The sequence below is a fragment of the Pseudomonas sp. TE3728 genome (assembly GCF_056279145.1).
Genome location: NZ_JBWBQT010000001.1, coordinates 3,576,807 through 3,590,468 on the forward strand (window position 1 = coordinate 3,576,807; position 13,662 = coordinate 3,590,468).

The following is a 13,662-nucleotide window of genomic DNA, read 5'->3' on the forward strand; positions in this document are numbered from 1 at the left end:
TCCATTTCCTTTTGTCCATTTCGCGCGCGACACCGCCCCCGTAGGAGCTGCCGCAGGCTGCGATCTTTTGCCTTTAAAAGATCAGGATCAAAAGATCGCAGCCTGCGGCAGCTCCTACGGTGAGTGCGTCAACCCTGAGCGGTTTTCTCCAGGTGTTGCAGGATGATCGGGTACACATCGAGCACCGCATTCTTGCCGAACATGCAGTCGATATGCCCGTAACCCGGCACCACATGGCGGCTGTAGCGCTCCGGTCCATGGGCTTTGCACACGCGCTCATAGGTCTTGAGCGTGCTTTCCGGCAGGTAGCACTGGTTGTCTTCGCCGCTGATGAAGCAAATCGGCATGGTCAGCCGGTCGAAGTGCGGCATATAAACGTCCTGGCCCTTGAAATCCACCAGATGGCCTTTGCGCAGGATCAGCGCCAAGTGCTCGAAGGTCTGCATGTTCGATTCGCCGAACAGCTCATGCAGGTTGTCGTGCAGGGTGTCGTTGAGCGTGTCGTGGCGGTACAGCGACGCGTACATGAAGGTGATGCGATGGCACACCGGATTGGTGCAGTAGCCCTGAGCCTCGATGCGGGCATACCCGTTGAGGGCCTTGTCGTAGAGTTTGTTGAACCAGCTCTCCTTGTTGTCGGCATACGCGGTGAGGGATTTGATGCCGATGGCGTCGAGCATCCCCGGAAGGTGCAGACCGGCCTTGAGCCCGGTTGCCGTGGCGACCACCGTATCCGCGGCGATCTGCGAACACACCACCGAACGCACGCCCTGCAACCCGGCCAGCAACGACATGAAGAAAGTCGTCGCGCCGTAGCAATGCACCACACATTGCACGTCCGCCGCCTTGGTCGCCTGCTGAATCTGCGCGATGGCAGCCTTGAAGTCGTACTGCGCAATCTGGTCGCCGTTCCATTCCTTCTTGCTTGCAGGCAACAGAATGCTCACCCGCAAATCCAGCAGCCAGACGTCGTACTCGTGCTTGCACAAGAACTCCAGCAGGTTGGTCTGGATGGTGTCGGTGGAGAAAATATTCGAGCCCACGCCCAAGCCATGCACCAGCATCACCGGCCCTTTGCTGCCACCCTGATAGCGGGTCAGGCGTAGCTGTACGTTGTCTTCGGTCTGGAAGAACTGCACGCTCGGGATCGGTGCATCCAATGGGCGTTTCTGCCGCGCAGGTGCATCGAGGTTGAAGTAGATGTCGCCGGCGAACACCCCACCGTAGCTCTCCCACAAGATGCCGGCGAAGAACTTGCCGAACCGCGCCAGACCGTCGATGCGCTCGCGTTCGTTGCGCGCGTTGAGCACCTTCATGGTGGTCATCTGCTTGGCGAAATCGGCTGGATGGATGTGCATCACCCCCGAACCCAGCACTTCACCGGTCTTGTCCGACCCGCGATACAGCGTCACGTAGAGGGTGCTGGTGTCGTGCCAGACGTTCAGCACGCCGTTGTCTTCGGGCACGGTCTTGAACGCGCTGAAGTAATAATCGCTGCCGTCCTCGGCGGTCAGTTTCATGTCGTAATTCATGTGCCGCACGCCGACCTGTTCCTGATACTCCTCGAACAGGTTGAACACGCCATTGCTGGCGGTCAGCGGTTCCGGCGACAGACCCGGCGCATTGAGCGTGCCGACCAGCGTCGCAGCGTGTTCCGGCTCCTTGATCATGCGGTTGAGGTCGTTGGCGGTGATGGTCAGGGTGAACTCGATCGGCGAGTTCTCCGACTCGCCACGTTTGGCCGCCGCTTCGTAGAGTTTGAGATCAGTGCCTTGAGGCTGAGTGAAGTCTTTGGAGAAATAGCCCTTCATGGTTTCGGTGAACTGCACGCCGAGGGTCGGTGGCGCCACCTGTTTGCGCGGTGCCGAGGGCAGCGTGTAGTCGATGTGCCAACCGCGATCGGCCGCCAGCAGGCCCATGTTGCGCTCGCTCACGGCGGAGATGGTCAGCAGCGGATTGACCGCCAGGGAAGTCGGAATCACCGCACCGTCGGCCACATACAACCCGGCATAGACATTGGTGCCACTGGCGCTGCTGAATACCTGGCCCTTGTGGTTGACCACGCCCTGCTCCGCGTCCTCGCCCATCACGCAACCGCCCAACGGGTGGACGGAAACGATGCTGTGTTTGAGCAGCTCGGTCCAGATCGGATTCTCGACCCAAATCCCGCCTAATGCCTTGGTGCTCTGGTGCAGTCGCTCGTTGCCGAGTTTGACGTTTTCCTGCTCGCCAACACCCGGCCAGTCGATGCGCAGCTGATCCTTGCTGTCGAGCACCATGCGCCCCTTGCCGTCGTCGTGGCTCATGATCAGGTAGGTCTGCATGTTGTGCAGGGCGCCATGATATGGGCCGCGCAGGAAGCTTTCGGTTTCGCGCTCCGCGTACTTGAGCTTGCCGGTGAAACTGTCATCGGTGGGCTTGCCGATCAACCCGGCGAAAGCGGCCATGCTCGGCACCATCGGCCGGCCTAGCGCGCCGGGGATCGAGCCTTCTTCGATGACCATGCGGCTGCGCCAGTCGCCTTCGGTGCGCATGTCGATGATCGAGGTGATGCACGGGCCGACCGGTTTCATTTCACTGGCCGGATGCGCGCCGAAACCGATGCCGTTGATCGCTTGGTCGCAGTTGTGGCCGAAACCGAGAATGTCACCGTTGCCGCTCATGTTCTCGCCAAGCTGATTGGACGTCGACAAGCCTTTGTCCCGAGAGCGCAGGAGGATTTCGGTGGAGCCCAGGGTGCCCGCCGACACCACGACAATGTCAGCTTTGACGAACAGCGTCGGTGCCGAGAACTTCTCGCGGCCACTGTCCAGGTATTGGAAGTGCACGATCCAGCCATCGCCGTCGCGCTCCAGATGCCGAACCTCGGCCTGGCAGAAAATCTCCGCGCCGTGGTTCCAGGCGTCCGGCAGGTAATTCATCAGCGTGGTGTTCTTGGCCTTGTTGTTACAGCCCGACACGCAGTCGCCGCAGTGGTTGCACGGCAGCTGCTCGACGCCGACGTGGTTGAGGTTGTTCGGCAGTTTGTCGAAGGTCACGTTGATCGGCGGCTTGTAGAAATGCGCCCCTTGCTTGAGGTAGTCCGCAGATTTTTTGTTGGCTTCCAGTTTCGGCAGCACCGGAGAGGTGCTTGGGTAGGGATTGGGCTTGAGCATCTCCCGAGCCCGGGCGTACCCATCCTTGAGCAGCGTGTCGCGGTGTTCACGCACCGCCAGCGGCCAGCGTGGATCGTCGAACACGCCGGGCTCCGGTTCCAGGGCGACGTTGGCGTTGATCAGCGACGTGCCGCCCAAGCCGCAACCGACCACCACGTTCTGCTGGGCATTGACGTGCAGGTCGAACAACCCGGTGCGCGAACCGATGTGCCCGTCCGGGTCATGGACTTGCAGCTCTTCGGTGGCCGCCAGCATCGTGTTGGGGTATTCGCCCGGCTGGATTTCCCGGCCCCGCTCCAGCAGGCACACCCGCTTGCCGGCCCGGGACAGGCGCGACGCCGCGATCCCGCCGCCGTAGCCGGAGCCGATGACGATCACGTCGTAATGTTCCTTGATGTCGCTGATGGGCGTGGCGATCCGTGTCATGGGTCATTTCCTCTCAGGCAGATGGCAACTCTGTGGTTGCCTGCAATCGATAGACGAACAAACGCCTGGTCACCGGGCACGGTCGGGCCTCAATGGCAGCGGCGTCAGGGTATGGGGAAAGGCTTCAGGCGCTATAGGCGAGCGCGCTGATTGGCGGCGCGACGGTGAATCCGTTTACGCAGCAAGGTGGCGGGTGTCGGTACACAGGTCACGCAAGGGTTTGGGTGCGAGCGATGTGGCTGGCTATCCATCACGCGTTCTCCCTGAACCAGATGTGGATAAGTGACGGCTGTCCTTGTGCCATGAGAGTGAAGACAGGCGACAGATCGAAGTCAAGAAGGGCCTTAGAACTGTATGAAATCTGATCTATCGCGTTGTGGCCTATAGGGGCCGTGGCTTGCAGGGTTTAGCGAACAAGTTATCCACATCTCCACCCACAGCTATTGGGGACAACTGTGGACGACAGCCCAAATTTATTCACAAAAAGTGAAGAAAAACCGTGACTTATCCGGAAGCAGGGTTTTATGCAGCCGCTGATCGTTTTTTGATCAGAAGTCCGCAGGGCACGGTTTATATGACGTGTAGAGGATGGCGAACACCTTATCCACAGAAGCGCCAACAGACTTTGGGGGCAACTTTGCAGGCTCTGTGGAAAACCGCTGAAAGCCGTGAGAATTCGGGGTTTGCGGGAGGATTAACGAAGGGAAACGGCAAATTGAACATTATTTGATCAACTCACTGAAAGCCACGGTTTATATAGCCTGTAGCGGACAGCGAACATCTTATCCACAGAAGCGCCAACAGAGATTGGGGGCAAGTATCGGCTTACGCACGAAGTCGTTCTGTGGAAAAAGCTCGAAAAAACCGTGGCTTAGACTGGTTGTTTTTTGTACGGAGGGCTGAAGGGCTTGCTGGGTATGGGGTGTAGCGAGGCGCGAACATGTTATCCACAGAAGCGCTAACAGGGATTGTGGGTAAATGCGCAACCCCAGGTGAGGCAACATCGATGGTGAATGTCAGTCCGTCATCGCGAGCAGGCTCGCTCCCACAGGTGTTCGATGTACTTACGGCCGATACATCAAATAAGCCTCACCCGTAACCCGAATCATTGGGTGGGGCGTGATCTGGCAGGTATCGACGATCCGGAAGCCATGGCGCTCATAAAACCGCCGGGCGCCGGTGTTCACCGCATAGTCGATCAGGCTCAAGCCGTTGAGCCCCAACCGGTTGGCACGGTCGTAAGCGTAGGCGAGAAATTGTTGGCCCAAGCCCTGATTGCGCCAGCCCTCATGCAGGGCCAGGCTCGAAATATAAAGGGTGTCGGGGATTTCCATCGTGGCATACGGCGCCAGGACCGGATCGGTCACGGGAGCGGCTTGAGGATCGTGGCGCATCACGTAGCTGTGCAGCATGCCGATGACCTCTCCCTCGGCCTGCGCGATCAGGCAGTTCTGATAGGAAAAATCGACATCTTCACGGGCGTAACGACTGGCACCGACCTCCAGCAGGTCCTGGCCGGGCTGCGCCAGTTGGCTCCAGATGTAATCCGCCGCACCTTCTGATGAAATCTGAAACAAGCGAGCAATCTCCCGCGCATCCGTGCGCAGGGCCGAACGAAACTCAACTGCCATTTACGGGACTCCACAGGACTGTTAGCGAACCACGCCTTCTTCAATCAACAACTTGAGAATGGCTTCAGCGCCCGCCTGCGCGGTCACGCCCTTGAGTACTTGCCCGCCTCCGCCACTGGCCTTGGCTGTCGCGGCTTTCATGCGGTCTGCACCGCTCTTGGCCTTGATTACTTTCAAGCGTTTTGGCCGTGGCTTGGCCGGTTGCAGCGTGGCCACCGCCAGCAGTTCATCGTCGATTACTTCGACTTCATCCGCCTGCAATACCCCACGACGTGCCGGACCGTAGGCACTCTGCCGAGGCTTGGGCGCCGCGTTATCCACAGTCGCCAGAAACGGCAGGCGTACTTTCAAGCGCCGACGCTGCCCGCGCGGCAAGGCCTGCAGCACCAGCGCCGAACCGCCGTCGATGGATTCGACCTGCGCCAACCCCACCACCAGCGGCCAGCCAAGGCTTTCCGCCAGCAGGAACGGCAACATGCCCGAGCCTTCGCCGGTTTCCGCCTGGCTGCCGGTCAGCACCACTTGCGCCCCGGCATCACGCAAATACGCGGTCAACGCCGGCAGCGCGTCAGCACCTTCCGGTTGTTCCAGCACATGCAGCTGCTCCAGGCCCATGCCCAGATAAGCGCGCAATGCCGGTTCCGCGACGTCGCCGGCATGCAGCACTTGCAGGTTATCCCCAGCCAGTTGCAGGCCCAGTTCAACCGCTCGTGCATCCTGCTCGGCGCGGCGTGGCCGGCCGGAGGTCGGGTGGGCGCCGATGGACACCAGGCTGATGATTTTCGTGCTCATAACCCTTTCCTTCCCTTAAGCCGCATCGCGCTTGGCTTCGTTGCGGTAAGCCTCTACCGCATCGATCAAGGCTTGAAGAATCTCGGCGCTCTCACCGATCACCGACAGGTCGGCCCGTTTGATCATGTCGCAGCCAGGATCGAGGTTGATCGCCACCACCTTGTCGCAGGCACCGATGCCTTGCAGGTGCTGGATCGCCCCGGAAATGCCCACCGCCACATAAACCCGTGCCGTCACCCAAGTACCGGACGCACCGACCTGACGGTCGCGAGCCATGAAGCCGTCATCCACCGCCACTCGCGATGCACCTTCGGTCGCGCCCAACGCTTCGGCCGTCCTGTGGAAAAGTCCCCAGTCCTTGACCCCGTTGCCGCCGGAGAAGATGAACTCCGCTTCGGCCATCGGAATCGCCGCCGGGTCCACCGCCACCGCGCCCAGATCTTCGATCCGCGACAGGCTGCGGGCGACCGCTGTGGATAACTCCACCGGCAAGGCTTCGTGACGGGTTTCGCTGACCGGTTCGGCGCATTCGGCAGCGGCCAGAATCAGGCGAGCGACCGGACGTGCAAGGTCCTGCAAACCAGCACCGGCGCGGCCGATGCATTCCTGATCCTTGACCTGCCAGACCCGCGTGGCCGGGCGTTCGCCCAGTGCGGCGGCAAAGCGTCGACCCAGTTCGCCACCACCGCTGCGGCTGTCCGGCAGCAACCAGTGACGGGGGCTGAACTGGTTATCCACAGCCCGCAGGCCCTGGACGCGTTGCTCCGGTGCATAACCGCTGAATTCGTCGCCTTCCAGTACCAGCAAGCGGTCAACGCCCGCCGTGGCGAAGGCGTTTTCCTTGTGCTCACCGAAGACCACCGCCAGTACCGCGCCGTCCTTGCCGGCCAACTGATGGGCCAGGCCAAGCAAATCGCGGTCGTGGCTGCTCAAGCGGCCGCCGACCATGTCCGGCACCACGCTGATGTAGAACGCAGGTTGCGGCACTTGATGCAGCGGCAATTGCACTTCAACCGCGGCCGAGCGTTTGGTCGCCCCGCCCTGCTGAGCGCCGCTGCGGTCGATTCGCTTGATGCCGTTGGGGCCGATAAAACCGATCCCGTGAGGGTTCTTGCGGATGACACCGTTAGGCCCCATCCAGCTGTGTTGTGCCGGTTGCATGGCCGCGTGCAGCGGGTGCAGACGGTTGCGGGCGATCCATTCGGCGCGTGGGTCGCGGCGGATAATGTCGCTCATCAATGCACCTCCGCAGGTTCACGTTTGGCCGGTGCCGAAGGCTTTCCCGGCGCGGCGTCTTCGAGTAAGGCGTCGGCCACCAGTTCGGCGATGTCCTTGATTAGTGGACGCGGTTCGACCACGCCTTCGAGCATCGCAGTGCACTGTGGGCAACCCACGGCCACCAGTTCGGCGCCAGTTTCGCGGATGTCCTCCATGCGCATGTCGGGGATCCGCTGCTTGCCCGGAATGTCGGTGATCGGTGCACCGCCACCGCCGCCGCAGCAGCGTGAACGGAAACCGGAGCGTTGCATTTCCTTGATCTCGATGCCCAGGGCGCGCAGTACTTCACGCGGCGCCTCGTATTCGCCGTTGTAGCGACCGAGGTAGCACGGGTCGTGATAGGTCACGCTGCTGCCTTTGTGCTGGCCGAGGTTCAGGGCGCCTTCGCCAATGATCTCCGCCATGTAGGTGCTGTGGTGCTGCACGAGGTAGTTGCCGTCGAAGGCGCCGTACTCGTTTTTCAGCACGTGGAAGCTGTGCGGGTCGCAGGTGACGATGCGGTTGAAGCTGTATTTGGCCAAAGTCTGGATGTTGCGCTTGGCCAACAGCTGGAAGGTCGCTTCATCACCCAGACGCCGGGCCACGTCACCGCTGTCGCGCTCTTCAAGCCCCAGCACCGCGAAGTCGACCTTGGCCGCTTTCAGCACTTTGACGAAGGCACGCAGGGTGCGCTGGTTGCGCATGTCGAAGGCACCGTCCCCGACCCAGAACAGCACGTCGGTGGATTTCTTCTCGCTGAGCAGGCTCAGGTTCAAATCCGCCGCCCAGTTCATCCGCCCGCCCGGCGCGAAGCCGCCAGGGTTGTCGGTGGCGATCAGGTTTTCCAGGACTTCGGCGCCCTTGTTCGGGGTCGCGCCTTTTTCCAGGGTCAGATGGCGACGCATGTCGACGATGGCGTCGACATGCTCGATCATCATCGGGCATTCCTCGACGCAGGCACGGCAAGTGGTGCAGGACCACAGGGTTTCAGCGTCCACCAGACCGTTGACGATTGGTTGATGCGGATTGCCACCGTGTTCGCCAATTGCTTTGCCCGGATATGGGCTGCCAGCGAATTTGGCATCGGTACCACCGGCCAGGCCAACGACCATGTCCTGAATCAGTTTTTTCGGGTTCAGCGGCTGGCCGGCGGCGAACGCCGGGCACGCGGCTTCGCATTTACCGCACTGCACGCAGGCGTCGAAGCCGAGCAGCTGGTTCCAGGTGAAATCCTTGGGTTTTTCCACGCCCAGTGGCGCGTTCGGGTCATTCAGGTCCAGCGGCTTCAAGCCGGTGGAACGACCGCCGCCAAAGCGTTCGGCGCGACGGTGCCAGGCCAGGTGCAGTGCGCCGGCAAAGGCGTGCTTCATCGGCCCGCCCCAGGTCATGCCGAAGAACAGTTCGCTAACGCCCCACAGCACACCGACGCCGAGGATCGCAGCGACCACCCAACCACCGAAGTTTTCCGGAAGGATGCCGGCGACCGGCAGTGTCAGCAGGAAGAACGATGCCGAGAACGCCATCAGGCTTTTCGGCAGGCGCATCCACGGGCCTTTGGACAACCGGGCCGGTGGGTTGCGACGGCGCAGGAACATAAAGATCGCGCCGACAAACATCACCGCCGACATCAGCAGCAGTGCATAACCGAGGATGCGGTTATGCAGGCCAAAACCATGCACCAGAATCGCCAGCACAATGGACGCCACCGCACCACCGGCCGTGGCGACGTGGGTGTTGGCGATGTATTTGTCCCGCGCGACGACGTGGTGCAAATCGACCATGTAGCGTTTGGGCATGGCGAACAGACCGCCGAGCAGGTCGACTTTCGAAGCCCGGCCCTGACGCCACATAGCCACCCGCCGCAACGCGCCCAGGACAGCCAGGCCCAAGGCAGCGAACAACAGGATTGGAAGAAGGGTGTTCAACATGGTGAAGCTCCCACCAAAACATCTTGGAGAAACGCGGTCGATGTAGGAGCTGCCGAAGGCTGCGATCTTTTGATCTGGATCTTAAAAAACAAAGTCAAAAGATCGCAGCCTTCGGCAGCTCCTACACAGGGGATGCGTCAGTGGCTTAGAAATCCTTGCACAACCGCAACGCGTCATAGATCGCCGCGTGGGTGTTGCGCTGGGCCACGCAGTCGCCGATGCGGAAAAGCAAGTAACCGTCGCCTGCCTGACTCAACGAAGGTTGCGGCTTGATCGCGAACAGGGCTTCGATGTCCATCTGGCCTTTGTTGCGCGAGCCTTCCTTCAGCGCGTAGTAGATTTCTTCGTCCGGACGCACACCGTTTTCGACGACGACCTGGTCCACCACCCGCTCCTCTTTGGCGCCGGTGTATTCGTTTTCCAGCACCGCCACCAGCTTGTCGCCTTCGCGGTAGACCTTCTCCAGCATCATGTCGCCAGTCATGATCACTTCTTTGGGGTACATGCTGCGGTAGTAAGTCGGGAACGACGTACCGCCGATGGCCACGCCCGGTTTGATGTCGTCGGTGACGATCTCGACCTGGCTACCCTTGTCGGCGAGGAAGTCAGCCGTCGACATCCCGGTGAACTCGCAAATGGTGTCGTAGACCAGCACGTTCTTGCCCGGCGCAACCTTGCCGTCGAGGATGTCCCAGCTGCTGACCACCAGGCCTTCAGCCGCGCCCCAATGCTCGTTCTGCTCCAGGAACGGATGACCGCCAACGGCGAGCACCACCACGTCCGGACGCAGGTCGAGAATAGTCGCCGCATCCGCCGCCACGCCCAGGCGCAGATCGACTTTCAAGCGCGCCAGTTCCAGCTGGAACCAGCGAGTGATACCGGCGATCTGGTCCCGTTGTGGAGCTTTCGACGCGGTAGTGATCTGCCCGCCGATGAATTCTTTCTTCTCGAACAGGGTCACGTCGTGGCCACGTTCGGCCGACACGCGAGCCGCTTCCATCCCGGCAGGACCGGCACCGACCACCACGACTTTGCGCTTTACACCGGTCGATTTTTCGATGATGTGTGGCACGCCCATGTATTCACGGGAAGTCGCGGCGTTCTGGATGCACAAGACGTCCAGGCCCTGGTACTGACGGTCGATGCAGTAGTTGGCGCCGACGCATTGCTTGATCTGGTCGACCTGACCCATTTTGATTTTGGCAATCAGGTGCGGGTCAGCAATGTGGGCGCGGGTCATGCCGACCATGTCGACGTAACCGCCTTCCAGAATACGGGTCGCCTGGTTCGGGTCCTTGATGTTCTGCGCGTGCAGTACCGGGGCCTTCACCACTTCCTTGATACCGGCGGCCAAATGCAGGAATGGCTCCGGTGGATAACTCATGTTCGGAATAACGTTGGCCAGGGTGTTGTGGGTGTCGCAACCCGAGCCCACGACGCCGATGAAGTCGATCATGCCGGTGTCGTCGTAGTACTTGGCGATCTGCTTCATGTCTTCGTGGGACAAGCCATCCGGGTGGAACTCGTCACCGCACAGACGGATGCCGACGCAGAAGTCCGGACCGACTTCCTTGCGCACAGCCTTGATCACTTCCAGGCCGAAACGCATGCGGTTTTCGAAGCTGCCGCCCCATTCATCGGTACGCTTGTTGACCCGCGGGCTCCAGAACTGGTCGATCATGTGCTGGTGCACGGCAGACAGCTCGACGCCGTCCAGGCCACCGGCCTTGGCCCGCGCGGCTGCGCTTGCGTAGTTGCCGATCACCCGCCAGATTTCTTCCGGCTCGATGGTTTTGCAGGTCGCGCGGTGCACCGGTTCACGGATGCCCGACGGCGACAGCAGGGTTGGCCAATGCTCGCCGTCCCAGCGCGAGCGTCGGCCCATGTGGGTAATCTGGATCATGATCTTGGCGCCATGCTTGTGCATGGCATCGGCCAGGTTCTGGAAGTGCGGAATGATCCGGTCGTCGGCCAGGTTGACCGACTTCCACCAGCCTTGCGGGCTGTCGATGGCCACGCTGGAGGAGCCGCCGCAAATCGCCAGGCCGATCCCGCCCTTGGCTTTCTCTTCGTAATACTTGACGTACCGGTCGGTGGTCATGCCGCCGTCGGTGGCGTAGACCTCGGCGTGCGCGGTGCTGAGCACGCGGTTGCGGATGGTCAGTTTGCCGATTTGAATCGGTTGAAACATTGCTTCGAAAGCCATGGCGGGTTCCTCGACTTACAACGGCTTGACGGTGAACAAACCGTCGTCGTGGCCTTCTTCGGAGCCACCGTAAACCTGTTCTGCAACGGTGCGGATCGAGCTGCCACGGGCCTGAAGAATCTGGTCCATCGCACCGGCGAACCAGCCAGTGAACATGTAGTCGACCTTGCGCCCGACCTTGCCGTACACGTAGACAAATGCGGAGTGTTCGAGCTTGACGCTGGCGGTGCCTTTGTCGAGGTCGATGTCCTGAATCTTGAACAGGCCCCAGCCGCGTTGCGACAGACGCTTCATGTAGTGCTCGAACACTGCGACGCCTTCCAGGCCGTGGCATTCGGCTTCTTTTTCACACCAGTGCCAGGCGGACTTGTAGCCGGCCTTGTAGAGGATTTCAGCGTAGGCGTCGGCGCCCAGCACTTCCTCGATGCCCATGTGGTTGTTGACGAAGAAGTGACGCGGTACGTACAGCATCGGCAGGGCGTCGGAAGTCCAGATACCGGTTTCGCTGTCGACTTCGATTGGCAATTGCGGGGCGATCTTGGCCATGGAAACTTAACTCCAGAAAATTCGTTGTGTTGCCCCCGGCACGGACGGCCGGGGGAAAGTATTCAGAGGTGCGGTGGCTTATTCGCCCCAAACGTCTTTCAGGACATTCACCCAGTTCTCGCCCATGATCTTGCGCACCACGCGCTCGGAATGGCCGCGTTTGAGCAGGGTTTCGGTCAGGTTCGGGAACTCGCCCACGGTGCGGATGCCCAGCGGGTTGATGATCTTGCCGAAGCTGGTCAGACGGCGGGCGTAGCCCTTGTCATGGGTCAGGTATTCGAAGAAGTCCTGGCCATGGCCCTGGGTGAAGTCGGTGCCGATGCCGATGGCGTCTTCGCCTACGATGTTCATGGTGTATTCGATCGCTTCGGCGTAATCGTCGATGGTCGAATCGATGCCCTTGGCCAGGAACGGCGCGAACATGGTCACACCCACGAAACCGCCGTGATCAGCGATGAACTTCAGTTCTTCATCGGATTTGTTGCGCGGGTGTACTTTCAGACCCGACGGCAGGCAATGGGAGTAGCAAACCGGCTTCTTGGATTCGAGGATGACTTCTTCGGACGTTTTCGAGCCGACGTGGGACAGGTCGCACATGACGCCGACGCGGTTCATTTCAGCGACGATTTCACGACCGAAACCCGACAGGCCGCCGTCGCGCTCGTAGCAACCGGTACCGACCAGGTTTTGGGTGTTGTAGCACATCTGCACAATACCGACGCCGAGCTGCTTGAAGACCTCGACATAGCCGATCTGGTCTTCAAACGCGTGAGCATTCTGGAAGCCAAAGAGGATACCGGTCTTGCCCTGCTCCTTGGCCTTGCGGATATCGGCGGTGGTGCGCACCGGAATCACCAGGTCGCTGTTCTCGCGGATCAGCTTCTGGCTGGCGGCGATGTTGTTGACAGTGGCCTGGAAGCCCTCCCACACCGACACGGTGCAGTTGGCCGCGGTCAGACCGCCTTTGCGCATGTCTTCAAACAGCTCGCGGTTCCACTTGGCAATAATCAGCCCGTCGATAACGATGCTGTCGGCGTGCAATTCGGCTGGGCTCATCAGGCTGTCCCCTATTAGCGATTCATGCGCCGAATCGTGTGCCGGCGCTTTGGGGCCAGCATATGCCTCGGTGCAGGGGTAGCCGGGTGCAAAAACGACAGGGGGTTTGCCGAAAGCGTCAATCCGCGACAAAGGGTCGTCAACAGGCGTCATTGCCTACCTATCCAACACCGCCCGCTTGGGCCAGAATTCGCCGCATCACTGGGTGTAATCACTGAATTAAGGGCGGCGACGCAATGAAATCGATCTTCCTGGCTTTGGCACTGATAGCGACTGGCGTACACGCAGCTGAAGAGGCCGACGACAACCCCTGCGACGCCGTCGAAAACGAAATCCAGACCCTGGAATGCTCGGCCTACAGCAGAACCACCGCCGAACAGCTGCTGAGCGACAACTATCAGAGCCTGACCGAGCGCATGCAAACGCTTTACGGCAACAACAAGGCGCAACTGACCGACATCACCGCCAAAATCAAAACCGCGCAACAGCAATGGCTGAAAACCCGGGATGCCGATTGCGCAGTGGACGCATTCCCGGCGACCAGCGGTAGCAAAGCGTTCACCATTGCGCAGAATGATTGCGTGGCGCGGATGAGTGACGAGCGGTCGGAGTTTTTGGAGTCGATTGGGCAGGAGTGATCCTGAATCGTCCGTCGAAAGCTGGTA

The 13,662-nt window shown here is 60.6% G+C and carries 9 protein-coding genes; 1 reads left to right on the forward strand and 8 read right to left on the reverse strand.

What is annotated here, in order from left to right; all coding sequences use genetic code 11:
* Positions 1-128: 128 nt before the first annotated feature.
* The 8 genes from ACZ89R_RS15505 to ACZ89R_RS15540 all read right to left on the reverse strand — a co-directional run bounded on the left by ACZ89R_RS15505 (position 129) and on the right by ACZ89R_RS15540 (position 12,997).
* A complete protein-coding gene (locus tag ACZ89R_RS15505; protein WP_429545325.1) occupies positions 129-3,581 on the reverse strand; it encodes a GMC oxidoreductase in 3,453 nt (1,150 codons plus the stop codon).
* A gap of 1,064 nt (positions 3,582-4,645) precedes the next feature.
* Complete coding sequence (locus ACZ89R_RS15510; RefSeq protein ID WP_429545324.1) at positions 4,646-5,212, reverse strand: GNAT family N-acetyltransferase; 567 nt, start codon at positions 5,210-5,212, stop codon at positions 4,646-4,648.
* A gap of 21 nt (positions 5,213-5,233) precedes the next feature.
* On the reverse strand, positions 5,234-6,004 hold the full coding sequence (gene etfB, locus ACZ89R_RS15515; protein ID WP_030128552.1) for an electron transfer flavoprotein subunit beta: 771 nt from the start codon (positions 6,002-6,004) through the stop codon (positions 5,234-5,236).
* 15 nt (positions 6,005-6,019) lie between these two features.
* Positions 6,020-7,240 (reverse strand): electron transfer flavoprotein subunit alpha, encoded by a 1,221-nt coding sequence (etfA, locus tag ACZ89R_RS15520; protein ID WP_429545323.1) that lies wholly within the window; start codon positions 7,238-7,240, stop codon positions 6,020-6,022.
* Positions 7,240-9,189 carry a dimethylglycine demethylation protein DgcB gene (gene dgcB / locus ACZ89R_RS15525; protein WP_429545322.1) on the reverse strand — a complete coding sequence of 650 codons (1,950 nt, stop codon included), beginning with the start codon at positions 9,187-9,189 and terminating at the stop codon, positions 7,240-7,242. The genes etfA and dgcB overlap by 1 nt, the downstream gene beginning before the upstream one ends.
* A 145-nt stretch (positions 9,190-9,334) precedes the next feature.
* Positions 9,335-11,395 carry a dimethylglycine demethylation protein DgcA gene (gene dgcA, locus ACZ89R_RS15530; protein ID WP_008008115.1) on the reverse strand — a complete coding sequence of 687 codons (2,061 nt, stop codon included), beginning with the start codon at positions 11,393-11,395 and terminating at the stop codon, positions 9,335-9,337.
* Positions 11,396-11,410: 15 nt separating this feature from the next.
* On the reverse strand, positions 11,411-11,941 hold the full coding sequence (locus tag ACZ89R_RS15535; protein ID WP_084381872.1) for a DUF5943 domain-containing protein: 531 nt from the start codon (positions 11,939-11,941) through the stop codon (positions 11,411-11,413).
* 78 nt (positions 11,942-12,019) lie between these two features.
* Positions 12,020-12,997, reverse strand: coding sequence for a dipeptidase (locus ACZ89R_RS15540; RefSeq protein WP_007907542.1), 978 nt, complete (start codon positions 12,995-12,997; stop codon positions 12,020-12,022).
* A gap of 236 nt (positions 12,998-13,233) precedes the next feature.
* Between ACZ89R_RS15540 and ACZ89R_RS15545 the strand changes: the two genes are divergently transcribed.
* On the forward strand, positions 13,234-13,635 hold the full coding sequence (locus ACZ89R_RS15545) for a lysozyme inhibitor LprI family protein (RefSeq protein ID WP_429545321.1): 402 nt from the start codon (positions 13,234-13,236) through the stop codon (positions 13,633-13,635).
* Positions 13,636-13,662: the final 27 nt, after the last annotated feature.